Genomic DNA, 23882 nt, shown 5'->3' on the forward strand with positions numbered 1-23882 from the left:
GAAGCTAGACGCTAATTTTCCTATCGTAATTTGGATTAATCGTATATTACATTTTTTCCTTCTTCACTTAACTTTTTTAAAGATTCAAGCATATGATTTATTTCTTCATCAGAATGTCTTTCCCATGCGCCTAACTCAGCTATAATTTTCACGGGGGATTTAGAACGATACGAGCGGGTTGGGTTTCCTGGAAATCTCTTGTCCGTTACGTTCGGGTCATTTTCAAAATCACCTAATGGTTCTACAATGTATATTCGTTCTTTTGAAGTAGACCTCGCTAACTCAGCACCCCATTTAGCAGCATTTAATGTTGCAGTAAAATATATATGGTTCGATTTTTTATCTTGGTAATTTGATAAGTGATTAGGTTCTAATAAATCGCCAATTTTCAGTTCTGCTTTCGTACCATGAAAAAACGGTCCATTGTCTAAAGCATTTATTTTAGTATCCATCCAATGCACTCCTTAATTATTTTGATTTTTGTACAACAATATTAGTATAGTGGGAATTTATTAAAAAACTAGTCTATAAATAGTAGTGTTAGTAATGGTATAATATTAGTAGAAAAAGAAATAATTATTTAACTAAATGGGATTAGACTGGACTAGGTACTATCTTAAGTGAACTGCGAGAATATCCTAGATCCTGCCCGGAGAGCACAATAAAATAGCAGGCTTCGTCATAATTATTCCGTAAAAAGCGAAACAAAAGTCTGCACGCGTCTCCTGCAAGACTTCTTTAATAAGTCAAAAACCGAACGAATATACGGCGATGCTAATAGGATAGTCGTATATTCGTTCGGTTTTATATTTGGTTAGAATACTTTTGCTCAGCCTCTTTTTATTTCACGCAAATTATCTCATCGACAATGCCATATTCTTTTGCTTCTTCAGCACTCATAAAATAATCCCTTTCTGTATCATTTGCTATTTTCTCAAAAGATTGACCCGTTTTCTCGGCCATAATACGATTAATATGTTCTTTAAGTTTTAATATTCGTTTCGCAGATATTTCAATTTCAGTTGCCTGCCCTCTCGTTCCACCTAATGGTTGATGAATCATAATTTCGCTATTCGGTAAGGCATATCTTTTGCCTTTCGTACCGGCAAGAAGTAATAACGCACCAAAGGATCCAGCCATTCCTGTACAAATAGTCCGAACATCCGGCTTAATATAGTGCATCGTATCATAAATAGCAAAACCAGCAGAGGTGGAACCGCCAGGACTATTGATATATATAGAAATATCTTTCTCTGGATCTTCTGCTGCAAGAAATAGCAGCTGAGCCACGATATTGTTAGCAACTTGGTCATTGATTTCATCTCCAAGCATAATAATTCTATCCTTCAAAAGTCTTGAATATATGTCGTAGGACCTTTCTCCATTTGCTGATTGTTCAATAACATAAGGAATAGTACTCATTGTTATAAACCTCCTGTATTCGATTATTATGCGGCCATAAGCATTGGCTGTTGAGACAAATATTTTTTTTCTTCTTTAGCTAAAAGGATGTTTTTATAGATTGAATTAATTAAAATAGCGGGATCTTCTCTCTTTAGTACCTCATAGTACAGCCTTTGCATGTTTTCCTTATCTTCATCATGCTGATTTTTAACGATTATCGTTTCTTTTTTCACTTGATTCCTGGCTCGGAACAATACTGATTTCACAGCAGTTTCAGTTATATTTAATAATTCTCCAACTTCTTTTAAGCGAAATTGAAACCCCTCTACGAGCAGATAAACTATCCCTTGTTTAAAGGTCAATTTTTCAGCTAGGAATTCTGCCAGCATCAGAGAGGTTAAATTTTTTTCTTCTGCTTTTGGTTCCTTTACTTGGATACCAATAATATCTTGTTTTTTTCTTATTTTATCAATCAATTGATTATCAGCAATTTTTTTGAGTAAAGCAGGCGTAATATCTTTATCTTTATAATTTTCCATCGCTTTTAAAAGGGCTTCTTGAATTAAATCTTCTCGTTCCCATTTATCTAAAGAAAGATACCGACAATAGGAATCGAGTTTTTGATACAGAATTTTTATATTTTGCATTTCCATCCTCATTGATAAATCCCTCCTTTGACTGTTTATATATAGAACGTTTCAGATAGCGAAAAAGATACGGGGTCAAAAAAATTATTCTTCTAATCGATATTTTTTCTCCTTTTGATTTTCAGGCACTTTCTTAGCCAACTCCATTGTATTAAGCAACTTTCTTGCACGGTCTTCCACGATATTATAGCTCTGCCATTTTTGATCTGTATGCTGAAGGCGTTCCTTTTTTGCAAGCAATAATTCTTTTACCCTCTTCATATCAGGATTTTTTTCGTAATAATCTACAAGAACCGGAATAGCTGAATAAGATAGAGAATCTATATAGGTAAAATCAATTAAATTTGTTTCCTCAATCCGCTGCAAATTTTTGCTAACGATTATACGATCGATGTCCATAACATTCAGGCCACAGTAATATAACAAGGAGAGCAATAAGAAAAAACGCATAAGTTGAATTTTCTCCATCCAAATTTTTATCAATGTGAATGAGAAAAACACCGCCAATAGTAAAATAAAAGAATGAGAAAATAATCGTAAATACGTATAACCATACGCCTGTTCATATAAAGACAATCGTAAATGAGCAGACAAAAGAATGATAAAGCTAAAAGCAATTAAAAAGGATAAAATTATTTTTAAGAAAAGAGTGCGTTGTTTAGCAAAGCTATTTACTAACAAAATAATTGATATGTTAATCACTGTCACGATAATAAGTTCAAAGAATCCTCTTCTCGCATAGGTAGCATATGTAAAACCTTTCACTAATACATCATTGAAAAAATATTGAAATTGTACGATGGTATAAAATATATATAGCCCATTAATGAAAAGTAAAATAGTTAATAAAGTTGCTTGCTCCCATCTTCCTTGTTTTCCTTTTCTTTCGCTTGGAATAATAATCGACCTTTTACTAATTGTCTTCATGAATAGTAATAGAAAAATAAATATTAAACCTATTCGTAGCAATGTACTTATTCCATCTATATGAAATGAAAAAAGCCGGGTGATTATGGTTACCATCATATTATTAAAATGCTGATCTGAGGAACTAAGCAGGAAAATTAATAACATTAAAATCGGTGTTACAATAACCATTCCTAATACTATTCTTTTTATAGCGACATAATTCCTTTCATCAGCACGTCTCTTTACCGATTTCCGCACAAGAAAGGTTAAATATTTTCCTAATTTAAAAAAGGAAGATACTTTCTTTTTTAAATAAAAGAAAACATCTTTATTGCTCCAACTAAGAAAAGAAGGACTCGTTAGTAACGTTGTATGAAAGCCGATTAAACTAAAAACAACAATAAAATTTAAGGCATAAAAATACGGATTAGCAATGAAAACAAAAGACAATGTTAATAGCCATATGCACACAAATAAATATATACCAATTAAACGATGTGTATGCGTTTGTTTCCTCGTTAAATAAAAATAATAAACATAAAAAACGACAACAAAAATACTAAGCGAAATTCCAATTGTCTCTGTAAATAACGTTATTTCTGCAATAATTGCTAGTAAAAAACAGCCTATAAAATAAATAATATTTTTCTTGTTCATGCTATTTCCTCCTTTACATAGATAATCTATATAGTTGAACAAAAAAATAAATAGAACTTCGTTACACAGTAATACTAGGTAGTGTACAATAGAACAACTTATACCGATCTTGTTGTTCCATAGCGAAAGGCGAGATAACATATTGGATATAACATTATCGTAAAAGAAATACAGATAAGTACAAATTCCGGTGTTAATAATGGATCAAAGAGTGTTAACGGAATAATCTTAAAGACAATGGAACTCATAAGTAATAGATTAGGAACTAAAGAAATACAAAATGTCTTCAGTAAAAGTTTTTTTCCGCCAAGACCAAATTCCTTGCCCACTTCATATCCAAGTAAAAGCCAAAAGAATAAGTAAAGAACAATAAGAAAAAAAGGAATACTGGTTAAGAGTGACCATAATTTACTGATTGTTGGATTGGATAAGCGATGATAAATGACCGTCAAACTAATTCCGCCGACAAAGAAAAACAAATTAGCAAAAAAGAAATTCCATTGCGTTTTTTTCGCAGTCATGTTTAACTCTTCTTGATACATGGCGGCAATCTCTAGTGGTGTTCCTAATCTTTGGATTGCCAAAATTAACGCTTCTTCTTCTGAACATTGTTTTTCGAAAGCAATATCTTCCAACATGTCTACTAGATGTAGCTCATACTCCATGCATATTTCTTCTGATTGCTCATGATCTTGGAGTAAATCCCGCAGCTGTTTCATGTAGGATTCTTTTGAAGAAATCATATTCCTTTTCTCCCAATCACTTTATCAATCGTTTGCACAAAGTTTTTCCATTCTGTTGTTTTTTGCTCCAATATTTGCTGACCAGAATCGGTAATTCGGTAATATTTCCTTGCTGGTCCTTTTTCTGATTCTTTCCAGAAAGATTCTACATATTCCTGTTTTTCTAATTTATGCAGAGCAGGATATAAAGTCCCTTCTTTTACTTGCAAAGAATAATCACTTCTTTTTTCCATTTCTTTGACAAGTTCATATCCATACATTTCTTTTTCTGCTAACAGCTGTAGAAGTATTAAAGATGTACTTCCTTTTACTAGCTCTCTATTGAACATATTTTCACCTACCTAGAATTAAAATGTACTTTGTAAGTATTGTATCGTTCCTATCGCTATAATGCAATATAAAATAGGACTCTCCAATCTAATTTTTTCCTCCGTCTATGCCTTTAAAGACTAGGAATCTTAATTTAGCCACTGATTATTGTTTAGCGAAAGAATTGGTTCGCTTCCTTCGATTTCTTTTTTCAAAACGCTATTCCCTAAATACTGAATAAAAAAACCCGAATAATTATGCGAGTATCCATTATTTAGGATACTCGCATAATTTTCGGGTCTAATTTAGAATGGAGTACTTATAACCCACCTCTGATCTTTAACAGGAAAATATCCCCTGCCAATTTTACAAGAATGATTATATTAGAGATAAAATAACAGGCAATGTTATTAAACTAGCTAATGTGCTAAAAAAGGTTGCACTTGATACAAAATCAGGTTCTGTTCCATATTGGACAGCATAAAGGGTTGTGTTTGCTGCTGCTGGCATTCCGGCAAGCAGAATCATTATTTGCTTTAATATTTCATCTACTGGCAAAATAAGCGTCAGCAGCCATGCAATAACTGGCGAAACTATAAGTTTAAGTAACAATGAAATAGATAGAGGGCGATATGAAATATTTTTTATTCGGACATTAGCAAGTTGTATTCCTAAAACAAGCATGACGGTTGGAATGGCCGCATTACCAACTAGCTTAATTGCCTCAAGCATCGTTGCTCCAATCGGTAGATGAAGAGAATGCAAGACTGCTCCTAGAATTGCCCCATACATAACTGGTACTTTTAATACTTTTTTTAAAGTATCTTTCCCATTTCCATCATCAACAGAGCCTTTTGCTGCATAATAAACACCAATCGTAACCATAATTAATTGCTGAATAACCATTAAGATAACTGCATAGTGCAAGCCTGGCTCTCCGAAAACAAATAAAACGAGCGGAGTGCCATAATTACCGTTGTTCATAAATGCCGAGGATAGTATCATTCCGCATGTCTTTCTTACCGAATAACCTCTAATAAATCCAATAATGTAAACAATCGCGATAATACTTAATACTAACGTTAATGCGTACAGTGTCATATACAAATAGTCCATTGTAAAAGTTGTTTCATAAAAAACACTAAAAGACAACAATGGCGTCATCAAATAGACAGATACAGCCGAAACAGATTTTATATCAATATGAAGCATCTTTTGTCCAATGAAACCAACGGAAAAAATAAAAAAAATAGGTAATAAAATACTTAAATATTCCAATAACATCATCCAATCTTCGTGAACTATGACATACCCTGGTGTAACTGCCAGCAATTAATTTCTAACTTGACCTTCTCCATAAATAAAATATTTAAAGGATGTTAAGGCATTTAATCCCATTGGACCTCTAGCATGCAGTTTTTGCGTACTGATTCCAATCTCCGCCCCATACCCAAATTCAAATCCATCTGTAAATCTTGTACTCGCATTATGATAGACTGCTGCAGCATCTACTCCAGATAAAAAAGTTTCTGCATTTTCAATATTTTCAGTAATAATCGCTTCTGAATGCTTAGTACCATAAGTATTAATATGGTTAATTGCTTCTGTAACTCCATCTACTATTTTTATACTTACTTTCAAAGCAGAGTATTCCGTATACCAATCTTCTTCTGTCGCTTTTTTTGCAAAAGAAAAAGTAGTGCAGACAGTGTCATCTCCATAAATCTCCACACCATTTTGATGTAGTGCTTCTAAAAGAGCTAATCCATATTGAGCAAACCATTTGGTTTCGATTAAAATAGTCTCTAAGGCATTGCATACAGATGGACGCTGTATTTTACCGTTCAAACTAATCGTAAGTGCCATTTTCAACTCTGCGGTTTCATCAATAAATAAATGGCAATTGCCTGCACCTGTTTCAATAACTGGAACGGTTGCTTCTTTTACTACCGTATCAATTAACCCTTTGCCGCCACGAGGGATTAGTACATCTAAAAATTCTTTTAAATGAAATAGTTCTTTCGCTGTTTCTCTGCTTGTATCTTCAATTAGCTGGACGGCTTCTTTTGGAATTGCGGATTTCTCCAGTGCACGATGGATTGTATCAACAAGAGCCAGATTTGATTGCTTAGCAGATGAACTTCCTCTTAAGACAATACTATTCCCTGTTTTCAGAGCAAGACTTGCTGCATCAATCGTTACATTTGGTCTCGCCTCATAAATCATTCCCATTACGCCAATTGGCACAGTTTTCTTAATAATTTTTAAGCCATTTTCTTTTTCAATTTTTTCTACCACAACACCGACTGGATCATTTAGTTTAATTAACTCTTTTAGTGCTAAGGCCATATTATTAATCCGTTTTTCATCCAGCATAATTCGATCTAAAACAGAAAGAGATAGATCATTTTCTTTCCCGTTTTCAAGATCTATTTTATTAGCTTTTATAATTAAATCTTGGTCCTCTATTAATTGCTTGCTAATAAGGGATAAAGCTGCATTTTTCTGTTCTGTTGTCTTATTTAATAATTGATAACTTGCATTCTTTGCTAATTTACCTTTTTGATATACTTCGCCCATTTTCCATCTCTCCTTTTTATAATTTCACCCATTTATCACGATGAATAACTTCGATTTTTGGATGTTTTATCATTGTTTTTTCTTCTGCTCTTTGTGTAATAATAGCTTTTAGCTCTTCTGAAGAATAGAGTACTTCCCCTTTTCCGATAACTCCTTTTTCACCATAGACTTCGACAACATTTCCTTTTTCAAAGAGCCCTTCGACTTTATAAATACCAGCTGGCAGCAAGCTCCCACCTTTATTTAGCAAGGCCATTTCTGCCCCTTCATCCACATAGAGACTGCCTTCAACGGTAGAATGGAGGGATATCCATTGTCGATTATTGTTAATAGATGATAAAGCATCTGAACCAATATAGGTTCCGTCTCCTTTCCCCTCTATAATATCGATGAGCTTCTTCTCTCCCTCGTCTTTTCCAATAAAAACCTTTACTCCTAAGGAATTAGCTGTTTCTGCAGCAATCAACTTTGATTTCATGCCACCAGTTCCAATCTTTGAACCAGATCCTTTAGCAGCATTCTTCCATTCCACCGTTATTTCAGGCAAATAATCAATCCGTTTTGCTGAAGGATCTTCTTTTGGATTTTTGTCATATAAGCCATTAATATCTGTGAGAATCATTAACTGATCGGCATGGACAAGTCCACTAACAAGGGCAGACAACATATCATTGTCTCCAAACGTTAATTCTTCTACAGATACGGTGTCATTCTCATTTATAATTGGTAAGATATTTCTTTCTAATAATTCCGTTAATGTAGAATAAGCATTTCGGTAGCGATCACGTTTGGAAAAATCATTTCTTGTTAGTAATACTTGAGCGGGAACAATCCCAAACTTACTTAATTGTTCATTATAGCTTTGAATTAGCAAGCTTTGACCAACTGCTGCTGCTGCCTGTTTCCCTTTCAATGTAACCGGTCTTGAAGGATAGCCGAGTTTTCCAAAGCCCGCAGCCACTGCTCCTGAAGATACTAAAAGTACTTCATGACCATATTCTCTTAATTTTGCAATGCTTGCGATATGGTCACTTAGCTTTGATTGATCGATTGCACCTTTTGTATCTGTAAGAGAGCTGCTCCCGATTTTTACAACAATTCTTTTCTTCTCCATTTGATTTCCTCCGTACTAAGTTAATCCGAATTCACCCAATTAAAAAAGCTCATTTTCATCCTCATAAAAGGACGAAAATGAGCTTTCCGTGGTACCACCTTAATTGAACCAATATACAAATTGATTCCACTTTGTCTGATAACGCAAGAAATGCGCCTACTGCAGCAGGACTTGAAAGGCAGGTTCTGTGTTCTTTCATTATGAAGTCTTTCAGCTTATAAACTTCACTCTCTTTTATGAAAGGTTCTCACATACTAATCCTTTCGCTTCGTTCGATTTTCTTTTTTCTAATTATAAGCAGTTTTCACTATTGTTTCAATCGTTTTTTGAAATTTATAAGAATAGCCAAAAATTTTTTGTTCTATTTATCAGTAAGAGATTATTTTTTTATCCCAGCCATTTCTTTTTTTAAGGCCCATTTTCTGATAGCATAAGCGACACCATTATCATTATTCGTCAAGGTAACAACATCTGCTGTCTGTTTCACTATATCTTGTGCATTTCCCATGGCAACGCCTATTCCTGCTTCTTTAATCATGCTAATATCATTTAAACTGTCTCCAGCCGCTAATACTTGATCCATTGTAATATCTAGAAGCTCACACACTTTTTTAAGTCCTTTTGCTTTATTTATACCAAGCGCATTGACCTCAATATTTACTGGAGAAGAATTGCTGATTTCAAAGCATTTTTTCTCGTTTAAGCTAGTTAATACTTGTTCACGAACTTTATCATCTTCTATATGATAGCCAAATTTGAGCCATTCTGATTTATTGATGTCTTCCGGCATTTCATCTACCCAGACTTTCTCACAACTAGCAGCCCACATTTTCGCTTTATGCTGTTGTGCTAGTTCCCACATCCATTGGATATTGCTTGCATCAACAAGATTTCTTTCGATTAAATTACCATTCATATCCCATATTTCACTACCATTTACTGTTATTAGATAAGAGTTTAATAACAAACTTTTTGCATGATCTCTACATGTTGCAATAGTTCGACCAGTACTTAATACAACATGCAGTCCTTGTTCATGAGCCTCTTTAATCGCTTTTTTATTTTCTTCTGGAATTTCTCCTTTTTCGTCTAATAAAGTACCGTCCATATCTAGTGCGATTAATTTAATCTCTTTGTCTTCTAACCTCTTTGTCATTTTGCTGTTCCTCCTAATGATTATTTTTAGAAGTGATAGCCAAAAAACACGACTGTCAGAATTTCCGCATTCTTAAGCTGTATATTTATCTTTTTTTACCATAACTTAGATTTTTGAAACAGAACTTGTTCATTCTATGCGAAATAAACTGTTTGCAATAATCCTTAAAATTTTTTGCCAATCAACGTAATAACAAAATTCAAATCATTTCTTCTGACTAACATAATCAACTTCTAAATTTACCTTTCCTACTCATTAACATAGTATAACGAATGGGGATAAAAAAGTAAAAAATTCCGATAAGTCTAACAAAACTTCATAAAATCATTAGGATTTTAACAAAATTTTTACCTTTCCTTCAACATACGATCATAACATTTATGAAGATGCTTCCATGCTTCTATTTATGTGTATTTTTTTACTTGAATATACACTATGTAAAACCATTCCGAACATAACTAAACAGATACCAAAAAAACTTAAATGACTAGGTAAGGGGGCAGAAAGAAATAGAACTTCTCCTATTAAGGCAAATAAAACTTCTAATGATTGTGTTGCCTCTACCGCTCCTAATTTAATCAAATTGTCTTTTACTAAATCTGTTGCGGCAAAAAATAAGATGGTAGCAATTATCCCGGAAAATATGGCGACTATGGCCGACTGAAACACTTGCTGCTTACTCGGTAATCCTACTGTGTACGCGCCAACACCTGATAATAGAACCCAAAAAGGAATACTAGCTGCAGTCATACCTAATACCCTTTGAAATACATCTAATCTCCCATCACACACCTCCATCATCTTCCGGTTACCTAGTGGGTAGGCAAAGGATGCAATAAGAATTGGAATAAGGCAAAATAATGCATTCTTCAAGGAAATGGATACGGCAAATTCAAGCTGCATAATGATAATACCTAAGACAATTAACATAGAAAAGGTTAAGCTCTTAAAAGGAATTTTCCTTCTCATATTTTGAATACTGCCGTTTTTATCCATTTTTTGCTCATAAAAAAAGGGAGCAAGCAATGTTCCAGATATAATAGTCAGCTGCCATGTTCCTGCTACCAGCCAACCAGGTCCATATGCCCCTGCCAAACAAATACCTCCATAAAACAAGCCAAATCCTACTGTACTCCAAAGGATCCAAGTAACTGGATTCCTTCTTAATTCTTTCCATACTGCTGTTAAATTCCTTCTCCATCCAACTATTAGGAGCAATAACGGGACCATAAAAAAATAACGCAGAGAAGCACTCCAAATCCAGCTTCCTCCTCCTATTTCCATAGACTGATTTATTACAAAAGTAAACGCAAAAAATAAAGCTGCAAATATCCCTAAAATGATTGGCCTCAATTGTTACCCTCCCTTATTTTTGTTAATCAAAAAACTTATATCCAATATATCGCATATTGGATATTAATAACAATAATTTTTTCATTTCCTTCTAAACTATGTTTTTTGTGTTATTTAATTGTGGATGCTTCTTGTTGTGACTAAATCATAAAAAAAGGTCTGTACCTTTAAATGTACAGACCATACGATTATCGTTGATATTGAACGCGATGAAGGTTAGCAAAAATACCATTACGCTCTAATAATTCATCATGCTTTCCTTCTTCTTCTATCCCATTTTCAGTAACTACTACAATGCGATCAGCATTACGAATAGTTGCAAGCCGATGAGCAATAATTAATGTAGTTCGATTTTTAGCTAGTTCATTTAAAGAATTTTGAATAATTAATTCTGTTTCTGTATCAAGGGCAGAAGTTGCTTCATCCAATATTAAAATTGGCGGGTTCTTTAAGAACATCCGAGCGATGGCAATCCTTTGTTTTTGACCACCAGAAAGCTTTAATCCTCTTTCCCCAATTTGGGTTTCATAGCCATCTGGTAATTTAAGCACTAACTCTTCCAAATGCGCTCTTCTTACTGCCTCGTAAATTTCTTCATCTGTAGCATGTAAATTTCCATACGCTATATTTTCTTTCAGCGTACCTGTAAATAAAAAGACATCTTGCTGTACGATTCCAATTTGTGATCTTAATGAACTCATTGTCATATCACGAATATCGATACCATCAATTTTAATACTACCACTATTTACATCATAAAAACGTGGTATTAATGAACAAATAGTTGTCTTTCCGGCTCCGGATGGACCCACAAAAGCAATTGTTTCACCAGCAGCAATGGAAAGATTGATATTTTTCAAGACAGGATTTTTATCATAACTAAAGGATACATCATTTAAATGGATATTTCCTTTTAATGATTCTACTTCAATTGCATCTTCCCGATCTTGGATTTTTGGTTCAGTATCTAACAACTCCAAGAACCGTTTAAATCCTGCCATTCCTTTCGGATAGAGTTCCAAAATCGCACTAATCTTATCAATCGGTTTTTGCAGTATATTTACAAAAAGGATAAAAGATACTAATTCGCCAATTTTCATCTGATTATTAAAAGTTAACCATGCACCAAATACTAGCACGACTAATGTGAAAAATCGCATTAACATATAAACCGAAGAAGAAGTAATCGACATTACTTTATATGCACCGATTTTGGCTTTACGGAATCTTCGGTTATTCACTGTAAATCGTGAAATCTCAAATTCTTCATTTGTAAATGATTGTACAACACGCACACCAGATACACTATCTTCCACTCTTGCATTGACATCTGCAATATCTCCATACATTTGTCCCCAAGCTTTGTTCATGCTTCGGTTACAGTATGTAATTAACCAAACAAGAATTGGTACAATAAAAATAACGATAAGTGCTAGTTTAATATTAATCGTAAGCATAATCCAAAATGCTCCGACAAATGTCATAATGGCAATAAATAAATCCTCTGGTCCATGATGGGCCAGTTCTCCAATATCAAATAAATCATTGGTAATCCGACTCATAATATGTCCCGTTTTCGTATTATCAAAAAAAGAAAAGGATTGTCTTTGCACATGAGTAAATAATTGACCTCTCATATCTGTTTCAATATTAATCCCTAATTTATGTCCCCAAAAGTTAACAATGTATTGAAGAAAGGTACTTATACCATATAATAGCAGCAAACCCACACCTACAGATAAAATACTACTCCAATTTCCTTCTGGAAGAAGTTCATCAATATACCAAGAAACGGCAAGTGGAAATGCCAGCTCTAATAAAGCAACCACTATTGCACTGGAGAAGTCGAGCGTAAATAATTTTTTATGTGGCTTATAATATGTAAAAAAGCGTGTTATCATAATCTTTCTCCTTCACTCCTATCGTTTTAATTACCGTTTTACCAAATAACTAGTTTTTCTCCCCTTTTTTTATTGTTGCAAGATACTATTCTTCCTTTACTTCGATTTTTCCATAGTAAACAATGTAATCTTTTACCAGATTCGAGCGTAATGAGAATCATTATTGATTATATTAGCAATTTACTTTTTCTACAAGAAAAATATTTATCATTTCGAAATAATTAAAGAAGAATAGGAAAATAGGAGTAACGACTGATTGCATATTTTTATTTTAAAAAAAGGAAAAAATTAATTTAGTTAATATTCTTTATTTTTAGATTATTCCATTAATTACTCTTTTTTCTTTAGTAGTTTTTAGTATAATAGATAGAAAGAAGAACTGCCTTTAAATATTAGCTAATCTTGAAAAATGGTATCTTAATGTATCATGTATTCTATGTTCTATAAAGGAGCGTGTTTTTTTGGATTATCATCTCTTAACCTTTGTAACCGTTGCTGAAAAACTGAATTTTACGAGAGCCGCAGAAAGCCTACATATTACGCAATCAGCAGTAACACTTTCTATTAAAGCCTTGGAAAAAAAATATAATGTTACCTTCCTAGACAGAACGAATAAGTATGTAAAACTCACTAAAGCAGGCGAACTCTTTTATTTTCATGCTAAGAAAATTTTATCGGAGTACAAAGAAGTAAATGATTTAATAGAACACCTTTCCGAAAAAAAGAGCCGTCCTCTCACCATCGGTTCAAGCTTTACATTTGGAGAGTATTTACTGCCAAAAATAATGGCTAAAAATGTAAGAATCAACAAAAATCAAGAGAAACCAATGATAAGTATTAGAAATTCCAACCGTATTGTTGATCAACTATTACGTGGAGAAATTGATTTAGGCATCATTGATAGTCCTTTAAAAACACACCCTCACCTCTCCATTACACCTTTTAAAGAAGATGAATTAGTAATCATCGTCAGTAAAAATCATCGATTTGCAAATGAAACATTTGTGGAATTAAGCGATTTATATGAGGAAACTTGGATTTTAAGAGAAGAGGATTCCGGAACGAGGCAGATTATTAATCAGTTTTTTCATGATCAGGCATTCTCCCCGCCGGTGATTCGGTCATTTGGGAGCATACAGATTATTAAAGAATCAATCGAAGCTGATTTAGGCATTTCTATTCTCTCTAAATATGCTATTCAAAAAGAAATTTTCATGGGGAGTCTAAAAATATTACGGATAAAAAATAGACCAATCACCAGATATTTTTCCTATATTATTCCGGAATTTTCTTTTAAACAACATGCAGTTTCCCCGCTGATCAAGGCACTGACCAAAGAAAATAAACGATTATATCAAAATATAAATTTGGGGAATAATATGTAGTTGAATTCCAGATTTTATATTCGCAAACAAGATTGTCGAAATTGATAGATGCAAAAAGTAAAGAGCACTTTTAAAAATACGGAAATGAACCTTATATATTTTTAGCAACTATTCAAAAAGAATTGTAACAAGGCGAAATAGCCATTCTATTAAAATATATAATCCCTTTGTTAAGCTAAAAGCTAATTATGAGTTTTATATAGAATACTTTCTTCTAATTTTTCTCAAAAGAGTATTAAAAATCCCAAAAAATATTTATTTAATGGAAAAAAATAGAGCAGCCTGAATACACCAAGACTCCCTGTTGGATACGGTAACAGCTAGCCCAACGGAAAACGAAGTGTATTCAAGCTGCTGGTAAATAAACAGCAGCCCTCACTAAAACCTTCTTTTATATCCTAAACAAATAAAGAATTTTGCAATTTTTTTTCATATTGTTCACTATTATCACTAAATAAAACACATATGTCCCAACCTTAAAAAGCAGGTAATGTATTCCCTTTTTTACTAGCAGCTATTAACGCTTTTATTTCTTCTAATTTATTTTCTGAAAATAGTTGTACAATTTTACTTCCTACAATGACACCATCACAATATTCTATCATGCTCATAACATGTTCAGGAGAAGAAATTCCAAATCCAGCCAGAACCGGGATAGGACTAACTTCCTTAACCTTTAATAAATGGGCTCCTAAATGATCATGGAAGCTTGAGCGAGATCCCGTTATTCCGGTAACAGTTACAGCATATAAAAAGCCATTTCCTTTTTTGGCAATTTTTTCGATACGATCTAAGGGACTTGTTAAGGTTACTAATCGAATTATTTCCACACGATATTTTGCTGCTGCTTCTTCTAATAATACTTCTTCTTCAACAGGCAGATCAGGAACGATTAATCCATTAATCGCTGCTTCTTCACAATCCTGAAAAAATTTCTCTACTCCATAGGCTAAAATAGGGTTTAAATAAGTCATGATAACAAGCGGAATATTCGTTAACCCTCTAAATGACTGTATAGTTTCTAAAACACCTTTAAGCGTAGTGCCCGCTTGAAGAGAACGAATCCCTGCTGCTTGAATAATAGGTCCATCCGCAACTGGATCAGAAAATGGAATACCAAGTTCAATAGCTGTTGCACCTGCTTCTTCTAGGAAAAGTACTTTCTCCTTTAATGTTTCCAGTCCTCCATCTCCAGCCATGATATATGGAACAAACGCTTTATCCCCTTTATCAAGTACCGCTTTAAAGGCTGCTTCAATTGTTATCATCCTCTTACTCCCCCATTCTTTCCATAACTGTATTTACATCCTTATCTCCTCTACCAGATAAACAAACAATAATTCCTTCCTCTTTATTCATCTTCGCTGCCAGTTTTACTGCATAGCTGATGGCATGTGCACTTTCTAAAGCAGGGATAATCCCTTCAACCTTACAAAGTAATTGAAGTGCTTCGAAGGCTTCGTCATCTGTAACAGATTCATAGATAGCACGACCGATATCATGTAGGAAGCTATGTTCAGGACCAATCCCAGGATAATCTAAGCCAGCTGAAATAGAGTGTGCTTCTTGGATTTGACCGTCTTCGTTTTGCAATAAGTACATATAAGAACCATGCAAAACACCTGGTTTTCCTTTCGACAATGACGCAGCATGTTTATCTGTATCAAGACCATGTCCTGAAGCCTCTACTCCATATAAAGCAACATTTTCCTCCTCAATAAATGGGTAAAAGATTCCCATTGCATTACTACCGCCGCCGATACATGCCACAATCGCCTCAGGTAGCCTGCCGATTTTTTCGATGTATTGTTTTTTCGCTTCTTTACCAATAACACTTTGAAAGTCACGTACCATCATCGGAAATGGATGTGGTCCCATAACAGATCCAAGAATATAATGAGTATCTATCACATTTGTTACCCAATAACGTAAAGCTTCATTACATGCGTCCTTTAAGGTAGCACTTCCAGATGTAACACCAACAACCTTTGCGCCTAACAACTCCATTCGAAAGACATTTAATTTCTGTCTTCGAATGTCCTCTTCTCCCATGAAAATCGTACATTCTAAGTTTAATAGAGCACATGCTGTCGCTGTTGCTACTCCATGCTGGCCAGCTCCTGTTTCTGCGACAACCTTCTTTTTGCCCATTCTTTTTGCAAGGAGCGCCTGCCCAAGAGAGTTGTTGATTTTATGAGCACCAGTATGATTTAGATCCTCTCTTTTCAAATAGATTTTTGCACCGCCAGCATATTTTGTAAGATTTTCTGCATAATATAGCGGTGTTTCTCTGCCTACATAGTCCTTTAAGAGATTATTTAATTCTTCATGAAAAGCGGGATCTTCTTGTGCCTTTTTATATTCCGCTTCAAGTTCTGTTACTGCCAGCATCAGTGTTTCCGGAACATATCTTCCTCCATACATTCCAAAATGGCCGCTTTGATCTGGATAAACATAAGTTTCTGTCATAATAAGCTCCCTCTTTTCTTAAATTTGAACAGTTTTTGCTAATTCTAAAAATACTCTTATTTTTTCTAAATCTTTCTCGCCATCTGTCTCCACGCCGCTGCTTACATCGACCATGAATGGATGGGTGGTTTCTATTGCTTCCGTAAGATTATTTTCGTTTAGCCCGCCGGCAAGAATAACTTTCTTATTGCCAAAGTCATAACCCTTTATCAAATTCCAATCAAACGCTATTCCATTTCCGCCGTGATACTTTCCTCTCGGGCTATCAAGTAGTGCATAGTCACAAGGATAAGCTGCCACTTGTTTTAAATCCTCTGGCGTGGAAATACTAAATGCTTTAATGATTGGCAAGGAAAAACTTGCTGCGAATTCTGCCGTTTCATCACCATGAAGTTGAATTATATTGATTCCTGTAACATTCACAATTTTCATTATATTCTCTTTGGACTCATTGACAAAAACGCCTACCTTCATTAAGTCTTTAGGAAGAGTAGCGATAATATCCTTAGCCTGTTTTTCACTTATTTTTCTTTTACTATTTGCAAATACAAAACCAATTGCACTTGCACCATAGCTAACAGCACATGCTGCTGCTTCTATTGTCGTAATTCCGCAAATTTTTACATTCATTCTATCTCCGCCCTTATAGACACTTTCATTTCTTTCATTTTCGTTTCAAGATCCGCTGCTTTCATAAAACTTTCCCCAACTAAAATAGCATTTGCTCCGCTTGCACTAACTTTTTGGATATCTGCATATGTGGAGATGCCGCTTTCACTAATCATATACCTGCCACTTTCTTTGATTTTTCCTGCCAGCTTCTCGGTAGTATCTAATGTTACTTCAAATGTTTTTAAATTCCGATTGTTGACCCCAATTAATTCGGCCTTCGTCTTTAAAGCTCTTTCTAACTCTTCTTCATTATGAACCTCTAATAACACTTCAAGTCCAATATCTGTTGCATACGTATATAACTCATGAAGTTCTTTATCTTTTAAAGCTGCAGCAATTAATAGGATAATGTCCGCTCCATAATATTTCGCAAAATCAATTTGGATTTTATCGACGATAAAATCCTTGCAGAGAATCGGCAGATTTACTGTTTCTCTTACTTCCGCCAAATCCTCATATGTTCCTTTGAAAAATGGTGTATCCGTTAAAACAGAAATGGCATCTGCACCATATATTTCATACATTTTCGTCTGTTCCTTAGGATCTTTATCGATATTTATATCCCCTTTTGATGGGGACGCCCGTTTAAACTCAGCTATAATTGCTAAGTTTTCCGCATCCTTCAATTTCTCTATAAAGGATCTTTTTTTAAAAGAATGCTTCTTCGTATGCAGTACTTCCTTTCTCTCATAAAGATCAGCAATTGTTTCTCTTTTTTTGGTAATAATTTTATCTAATATGGTTGTCACTTAAATCCCTGCCCCTTCCAATTCTTTACTAACCTCTACTAATTGGTTTAATTTATAAAGTGCTGCTCCAGAATCAATGCTTTCCTTTGCTAAATGCACTCCCTCTCCAATACTTTCCGCTCTTCCTGCTGTATAAATGCCAATGCCTGCGTTTAACAGGATCGTATCTCGATAAGCACCTTTTTCTCCTTTTAACACTTTTAATAAAAGTGCTGCATTTTCCTTTGCATCGCCTCCACGTATTTGATCATTTGTATAATAGGGAAGATTAACATCATCTGGAGTAAGAATGGTTTTCTCTATTCTTCCATCTTGTAAAATGACAAGTTGATTACTACCTTGTAGGGAAGCTTCATCCATTCCACCTGCTCCATTTAATACTACCGCTCGTTTTCTACCAAGTTTCCGTAAGCTTTCCGCAAAAGTAAGTAATAAATCGCTTCTGTATATTCCTAACACCTGGCTTTCTAAAGAAATTGGATTAGTTAATGGACCAATCAGATTAAATATAGTTGGAAGTTTTAATTCTCGTCGAACCTTCATTATTCTGCCCATTTTCGGCTGCACATGTTGTGCGAATAAGAAAGTGATTCCTACTTCTTCTAATTGCTGCATATTTTGTTCTGGAGTAACATTTAACTTAATGCCAAGCTCTTCTAATACATCCGCACTTCCTGTCTTACTAGATATACTGCGATTTCCGTGTTTAGCGACAGGAATTCCAGCTCCAGCTAACACAAATGCCGAAGTGCTGCTAATATTAAAGCTTTGTGATTTGTCTCCACCTGTACCACAATTATCGATACACCCACTGACTGGTTCAGCAAAAGACAAGGTTTGTTTACGAACGGCTTTTACAATACCCACGATTTCTTCCACTGTTTCTCCCTTCATTTTTAAACTGGTCATAAAAGCAGCAATTTCTGTATCGGTAATGTCATCAGAAAAAAGAAGATCCGCAGCTCCTTCCATTTCTGTTTCAGTTAATGACTTATTCGCCATGATTTTCTCCACATAGTGTTTCATCTCTGCACTTCCTTTCGAGTTTCATTGATAAAATTTTGCAATAATTGCTTCCCGCTCTCAGTCCCGACCGATTCTGGATGAAATTGATAGCCATACAGGGGATAATCTTTATGTTTGATCGCCATAATTTCATGGTCATCAGTTGAACTAGCCAAAACCTCAAAGTCATTCGTTAATGTATCCTTTTTTATAACAAGAGAGTGATAACGCATCACCTCAATCGGTTCCTCCAAAGCATGGAAAAAGGGGTGACCAGTAACTTGTAATGTCGATGTTTTTCCATGCATGACATTTACTGCCTTCACTATCTCTGAACCGAAGGCATAACCAATTGCCTGATGCCCTAAGCAAATCCCTAATATGGGAAATTCCCGATAAAGGGATTGGATAAGTTCAATTAATATGCCTGCATTTTCTGGCCTGCCTGGTCCAGGAGACAAAACAATGCCATGAGGATTTAATGTCCGAATTTCCTCTATAGTTATTTCATCATTTCGAACAACCTTTATCTCTTCTCCCAACTCCCCTAAATATTGAAATAAGTTATACGTAAAAGAATCATAATTATCGACTAATAAAATCATGTTGTCCCTCCAAAAATAATTTTAATTTATGGATTGTTTCTTCATATTCCTTTTCTGGGATGGAGTCGTGAACAATTCCAGCACCAGCTTGAATGTATGCCTTTTTGTCTTTAATAACCATCGTACGGATAGCTAAAGCAAAGTCCATATTCCCATTTTGGGAAAAATAGCCAACAGCACCGGAATAAATACCTCGCTTTGTTCCTTCTAATTCATTTATAATTTGCATTGCTCTAATTTTAGGTGCACCTGACACTGTCCCTGCAGGCAAGCAAGCAATTAGGGCATCTACACATGAGTAATCCTTCTTTAAATCTCCACTAACTTCTGATACAAGGTGCATAACATGCTTAAACTTTTCTACTTTTATATACTTATCAACAGAAACACTGCCAAAATTACTCACTTTGCCAACATCATTCCTTGCTAAATCAACAAGCATTTTATGTTCCGCTAATTCTTTTTCATCTAGCAGTAAATCTTGTTCTAACTGAGCATCCTCTTCCTTCGTCTTACCTCTAGGTCTTGTACCTGCAATAGGATTGGTAATGACGTTGCCATTTATGGTTTTAATCAAGCTCTCAGGCGAACTTCCAAGCACTGCATAATCTGCAAAATCAAAGAAATACATATATGGGGACTGATTTTTGATACGCAGTTTACGATAATAAGAAAAGGGCGATCCTTCTATCTTAGCTGTCATTCTCTGCGAAGGAACTACTTGAAAGATGTCTCCTTCTAAAATATAATGCTTTGCTTTCTTCACTTTCTCCATAAATTGTTCTTTCGATATACTCGCTTGAAAGGGAGTTAACTTTACCTCAGGTGATTCTTCTTTAAATGGTGCTGTAATCTCTAACTTTCTTATCTGCAGGCGGAACTTTAACTCTTTTTCCGTTGTAGTGTCTTTTAATGGGCTAGCAATTAAATAAACTTTAAGTTCTAAATGATCAAAAATTACTAAATCTTCAAAAAACATAAGATGCACATCTGGGATTCCGATTTCATCCTTTGCTTCTGGGCCAATGTTTTCATAAAGTCTGATATTGTCATACCCAACATATCCAAAAGCACCTGCATTAACTGGCAGTTGAAAGGGAAGTGGCGCTTTTTTTTCAGGCAAAAATTCGCTGATTAAGTCAAGTGCTCTTCCTTTTCTTATTTCTCGCTTTTCCCCTTCCAGAATAGTTGTTTCCAATCCTTTCCCAATAACTTCAAAGGTTGGATCGCAGCCAATGATAGAAAACCTTCCCGAATCTTCGTGTTTTAATGAGCTTTCGAGCAAGAATTTCTTTTTTCCAGATAACCTTTGATAAATACTAATGGGTGTCAGTGTATCTCCTTGGATTTCATCGATTAACAAAATGCTTTTTTCCATCATAAATCCTCCTAGTCAGATGCTTTTGAAAAATGCTCAGCTTTAAAATTCTATAAAAAAAGTCCCCTATCTGCATGATCATTTGCAAATAGAGGACGATTCATAAACCGCGGTACCACCTCAGGTTAGAGTGAAGCTTCACTCTCTCTTATCGAGTACAATATTATACTCTATCCCGGTAACGGAGGATACCGTCAGGCCATACTTCTTGTTCAAGCCTACACTCAGAAGTCCATTCGGTATAATCAATGTATCGGTTCACACCAGCCACCGACTCTCTTTAACATCTTTCTTATACTTACTACTCTTCATCATTGTTTTTTCCATATTTTTTTGAAAATAAAAAAGGGTCTCTCTCCTATAAAAAGGACGAGAAACCCGTGGTGCCACCTTCATTAGCTTAATTAAATCAAGCTCACTTTAAGAAATCAGTCTTATAAGACAAATTTCTGTCTCTTGTAACGATGAGACATTCGCTAAAGCCTACTACAAAAGTTGGTTCGGTTTAGAAGCTCAGAAGTCCATTCTCTTTATCGTCCACACTGGTTCACACCAACCACCAGCTCTCTGATGTTTTCAATAAAGATACTACTCTTCATCATTGCCGTTCGATATGTTAATTACATAATAGTGAACTCTCACATAAAAGTCAACCATTTTCTTCAAAAATTCATGTAGTTTTTTGAAGTGCCTTTTTATAGCGATTCTTCCAATCTTCTGCTAACTCGTCAATTTGCAGGATTGATTGGATTGCTTCTTTATTTTTACGATCAAGAACCATTACTTTTGTTGCGTCCCAAACTGATATCTTGTTCTGCGGACGTTCTATAAGCTCCATCGTAGAATCTTCGCTGACTACTCCTTCTTCTAGCACCTTTAAAAAATAGCCAGTATAACAAGTTTCCACAATTCTACTTAAAAATGGATCAATCTGATTATATTTTGAAATGGTTGAACATGGTACTCTTCCTTGTGTTACCTGAACAACTGCAGATCCTAACGAAAAGATGTCCCCGATATATGTACTTTTTTCTGTAAATTCCGTTCCGCATATATTTTCCCCAAACGCAGGAGGATTTATTTTTGTTTTAAATTCTTCTTCCCATTTTTTATAATGTTCAAAAGGATAATAACAGACAGCCCTTTCCTTGCCACCATGAAATGCTGGATTAGCAACACCATCGCCTACAAAACCATCAAACGTTAGAATGACTTCACTCACTTTTTCTTTGCCAATCGCGGAAGAAACGCTTTTATTTTTCCATATAAATGTTTTTTCCTTCCCAATACTAAGTGTGATAATTTTTCCCACTTATAAACACCACCACTATTTTTATTACATCATACCATATAACTATACGATAAGTGCTAATAAACAAAATGATTAAATCCAGTTTTTGGATGATAGAAAATGCTTTATTTTTTGCCGTGGCTGTACATATTAACTATAGTTAACTATTTGAAAGCAGGGAGAATGAAAATGGATCATGTAAATGATGATAAAAACATAGTAAACCTTACAAACAAAGCACAAAAGACAGCGAAGAAGCAAAATGTCAAGGTTTCGAAAATGGCGATATTCTCACTTTCTTCCATCCCATTAGTAATGACCCTTGGAAACAGTATGCTGATTCCAGTATTGCCAGCTATTGAAAAAAAGCTAGATATATCTTCTTTTCAGGTAAGTATGATTATTACAGTCTATTCTGTTTTAGCGATCATACTAATTCCCGTGGCAGGCTATCTTTCCGATCGTATCGGCCGTAAAAGGGTGATTATTCCCAGCCTAATTATTGCTGGTATTGGCGGAGTAATTTCTGGTTTTGCCGCATGGCTGATGGATAACAGTTACTGGATTATCCTTATCGGACGCGCCCTCCAAGGCGTTGGAGCAGCTGGTGCCTTCCCAATTGTATTGCCTCTAGTAGGTGATTTGTTTAAAGATGAAGAACAAGTTAGTAGTACTTTAGGCGTTATTGAAACAGCAAACACTTTTGGGAAAGTACTTAGTCCCATCCTTGGAGCTTTTTTGGCAGGATTTATTTGGTTCATCCCATTTATGTCTATTCCTGTCTTCTGTTTGGTTTCCATCATTCTAATTTTAATCTTTGTGAAATCTCCAAAAAGTAATGAAAAACCTGTACCATTTAAGGAATTTATACAGCATACAAAAGAAACTATGCATAAAGATAAAAAATGGCTCTATGCCATTTTCTTTATTGGTGTAATCGTTATGTTTGTATTATTTGCCGAAATGTTTTACCTATCAGATATATTAGAAAAGAAATATCATATAAAAAATGTTAAAAAAGGGCTCTATCTTGCTATACCGCTAGGAGCTTTATGTCTTACTTCCTACATTACCGGGAAAAAAATTAAAAAGGACAAAAACTTAATGCGCTGGATTACTTTTATTGGATTGCTTGCAATCATTATTGGTACGATTGCACTTAACTTCTCTGACAATATGTGGTTTATCATTCTCTTTCTAACATTGGCTGGCATAGGCATTGGTGCTAGTTTACCACCTCTAGATGCCCTTATTACAGAGGGAATTGAAAAAAAAGAAAGAGGAACCATTACAAGTATATATAGTAGTATGCGGTTTATTGGAGTCGCAGCAGGACCGCCTATTATGGCGATTTTAATGAAGCATATCGACCATTTACAATTTTATTTACTAAGTGCAGTTACATTAATCGCTGCGATTGCTGCCTTCTTTCGTTTAAAATATGTCGATGGTCAAGAAGAAAATAAAATAAACCAATAGAAAATTTCTCCATCGGTTCTTTGACCATACTAAAAAAAGCTGTAAATTAACGATTATAAGTCAATTTACAGCTTTT

General features: G+C 34.7%; 22 protein-coding genes and 2 other annotated features. Of the genes, 2 read left to right on the forward strand and 20 right to left on the reverse strand.

The genetic code is table 11. The features are described from left to right. Positions 1 to 35 precede the first annotated feature (35 nt). From arr to NSQ89_RS10235, 12 genes are all read right to left on the reverse strand, one after another. Positions 36 to 452, reverse strand: a complete 417-nt coding sequence (gene arr / locus NSQ89_RS10180) for an NAD(+)--rifampin ADP-ribosyltransferase (RefSeq protein ID WP_047940604.1) — start codon at positions 450 to 452, stop codon at positions 36 to 38. Between the two features lie 388 nt (positions 453 to 840). Beyond that, positions 841 to 1422 carry an ATP-dependent Clp endopeptidase proteolytic subunit ClpP gene (gene clpP / locus NSQ89_RS10185; RefSeq protein ID WP_047940603.1) on the reverse strand — a complete coding sequence of 194 codons (582 nt, stop codon included), beginning with the start codon at positions 1420 to 1422 and terminating at the stop codon, positions 841 to 843. A 26-nt stretch (positions 1423 to 1448) separates the two neighbouring features. Continuing rightward, on the reverse strand, positions 1449 to 2063 hold the full coding sequence (locus NSQ89_RS10190) for a sigma factor (protein WP_144579968.1): 615 nt from the start codon (positions 2061 to 2063) through the stop codon (positions 1449 to 1451). A gap of 72 nt (positions 2064 to 2135) precedes the next feature. Further along, entirely contained in the window at positions 2136 to 3617 is a 1482-nt protein-coding gene (locus NSQ89_RS10195; RefSeq protein WP_341132580.1) for a DUF4153 domain-containing protein, read from the reverse strand. 98 nt (positions 3618 to 3715) lie between these two features. Continuing rightward, complete coding sequence (locus tag NSQ89_RS10200) at positions 3716 to 4360, reverse strand: hypothetical protein (RefSeq protein ID WP_047940600.1); 645 nt, start codon at positions 4358 to 4360, stop codon at positions 3716 to 3718. Then, a complete protein-coding gene (locus NSQ89_RS10205) occupies positions 4357 to 4689 on the reverse strand; it encodes a PadR family transcriptional regulator (RefSeq protein ID WP_047940599.1) in 333 nt (110 codons plus the stop codon). The genes NSQ89_RS10200 and NSQ89_RS10205 overlap by 4 nt, the downstream gene beginning before the upstream one ends. Positions 4690 to 5047: 358 nt before the next feature. Then, entirely contained in the window at positions 5048 to 5947 is a 900-nt protein-coding gene (locus tag NSQ89_RS10210) for an AEC family transporter (protein ID WP_341132581.1), read from the reverse strand. Between the two features lie 54 nt (positions 5948 to 6001). Further along, entirely contained in the window at positions 6002 to 7249 is a 1248-nt protein-coding gene (locus tag NSQ89_RS10215) for a glutamate-5-semialdehyde dehydrogenase (RefSeq protein WP_251687357.1), read from the reverse strand. A 16-nt stretch (positions 7250 to 7265) separates the two neighbouring features. Continuing rightward, entirely contained in the window at positions 7266 to 8363 is a 1098-nt protein-coding gene (proB, locus tag NSQ89_RS10220) for a glutamate 5-kinase (protein WP_341132582.1), read from the reverse strand. 379 nt (positions 8364 to 8742) lie between these two features. After that, positions 8743 to 9519, reverse strand: coding sequence for a Cof-type HAD-IIB family hydrolase (locus NSQ89_RS10225; RefSeq protein WP_095320905.1), 777 nt, complete (start codon positions 9517 to 9519; stop codon positions 8743 to 8745). A 378-nt stretch (positions 9520 to 9897) separates the two neighbouring features. Next, on the reverse strand, positions 9898 to 10872 hold the full coding sequence (locus NSQ89_RS10230) for a DMT family transporter (protein ID WP_341132583.1): 975 nt from the start codon (positions 10870 to 10872) through the stop codon (positions 9898 to 9900). A 188-nt stretch (positions 10873 to 11060) separates the two neighbouring features. Then, positions 11061 to 12773: an ABC transporter ATP-binding protein gene (locus tag NSQ89_RS10235; RefSeq protein ID WP_095257227.1), complete on the reverse strand. Its 1713-nt coding sequence runs from the start codon at positions 12771 to 12773 to the stop codon at positions 11061 to 11063. Between the two features lie 461 nt (positions 12774 to 13234). Here NSQ89_RS10235 and NSQ89_RS10240 point away from each other — a divergent pair, with 461 nt between their 5' ends. Continuing rightward, complete coding sequence (locus tag NSQ89_RS10240; RefSeq protein ID WP_047940593.1) at positions 13235 to 14158, forward strand: LysR family transcriptional regulator; 924 nt, start codon at positions 13235 to 13237, stop codon at positions 14156 to 14158. Positions 14159 to 14634: 476 nt separating this feature from the next. On the opposite strand, the gene trpA is transcribed toward NSQ89_RS10240, so the two are convergent. The 8 genes from trpA to NSQ89_RS10280 all read right to left on the reverse strand — a co-directional run bounded on the left by trpA (position 14635) and on the right by NSQ89_RS10280 (position 22348). Next, on the reverse strand, positions 14635 to 15426 hold the full coding sequence (trpA, locus tag NSQ89_RS10245) for a tryptophan synthase subunit alpha (RefSeq protein ID WP_047940592.1): 792 nt from the start codon (positions 15424 to 15426) through the stop codon (positions 14635 to 14637). Positions 15427 to 15430: 4 nt separating this feature from the next. Continuing rightward, on the reverse strand, positions 15431 to 16627 hold the full coding sequence (gene trpB, locus NSQ89_RS10250; protein ID WP_095257224.1) for a tryptophan synthase subunit beta: 1197 nt from the start codon (positions 16625 to 16627) through the stop codon (positions 15431 to 15433). An 18-nt stretch (positions 16628 to 16645) separates the two neighbouring features. Continuing rightward, complete coding sequence (locus NSQ89_RS10255) at positions 16646 to 17257, reverse strand: phosphoribosylanthranilate isomerase (protein ID WP_341117844.1); 612 nt, start codon at positions 17255 to 17257, stop codon at positions 16646 to 16648. Beyond that, a complete protein-coding gene (gene trpC / locus NSQ89_RS10260) occupies positions 17254 to 18048 on the reverse strand; it encodes an indole-3-glycerol phosphate synthase TrpC (RefSeq protein ID WP_341132584.1) in 795 nt (264 codons plus the stop codon). Before trpC ends, NSQ89_RS10255 begins: the two co-directional genes overlap by 4 nt. After that, positions 18049 to 19074 (reverse strand): anthranilate phosphoribosyltransferase, encoded by a 1026-nt coding sequence (gene trpD / locus NSQ89_RS10265; RefSeq protein ID WP_095320908.1) that lies wholly within the window; start codon positions 19072 to 19074, stop codon positions 18049 to 18051. After that, positions 19071 to 19658: an anthranilate synthase component II gene (locus NSQ89_RS10270; RefSeq protein ID WP_095257220.1), complete on the reverse strand. Its 588-nt coding sequence runs from the start codon at positions 19656 to 19658 to the stop codon at positions 19071 to 19073. The genes trpD and NSQ89_RS10270 overlap by 4 nt, the downstream gene beginning before the upstream one ends. After that, positions 19639 to 21036, reverse strand: coding sequence for an anthranilate synthase component I (gene trpE / locus NSQ89_RS10275; RefSeq protein ID WP_095320909.1), 1398 nt, complete (start codon positions 21034 to 21036; stop codon positions 19639 to 19641). The genes NSQ89_RS10270 and trpE overlap by 20 nt, the downstream gene beginning before the upstream one ends. An 88-nt stretch (positions 21037 to 21124) precedes the next feature. After that, positions 21125 to 21360, reverse strand: a binding site (T-box leader). Positions 21361 to 21398: 38 nt separating this feature from the next. Further along, positions 21399 to 21647, reverse strand: a binding site (T-box leader). A 59-nt stretch (positions 21648 to 21706) separates the two neighbouring features. Further along, the gene (locus tag NSQ89_RS10280; RefSeq protein ID WP_341132585.1) at positions 21707 to 22348 is read right to left on the reverse strand and encodes an MOSC domain-containing protein; all 642 of its coding nucleotides are present in this window, start codon (positions 22346 to 22348) and stop codon (positions 21707 to 21709) included. Positions 22349 to 22516: 168 nt separating this feature from the next. Between NSQ89_RS10280 and NSQ89_RS10285 the strand changes: the two genes are divergently transcribed. Next, positions 22517 to 23806 carry an MFS transporter gene (locus tag NSQ89_RS10285; protein WP_095257218.1) on the forward strand — a complete coding sequence of 430 codons (1290 nt, stop codon included), beginning with the start codon at positions 22517 to 22519 and terminating at the stop codon, positions 23804 to 23806. The last annotated feature ends 76 nt before the right edge of the window (positions 23807 to 23882 follow it).

The organism is Niallia sp. FSL R7-0648 (assembly GCF_038007005.1).
GTDB lineage: Bacteria > Bacillota > Bacilli > Bacillales > Cytobacillaceae > Niallia > Niallia circulans.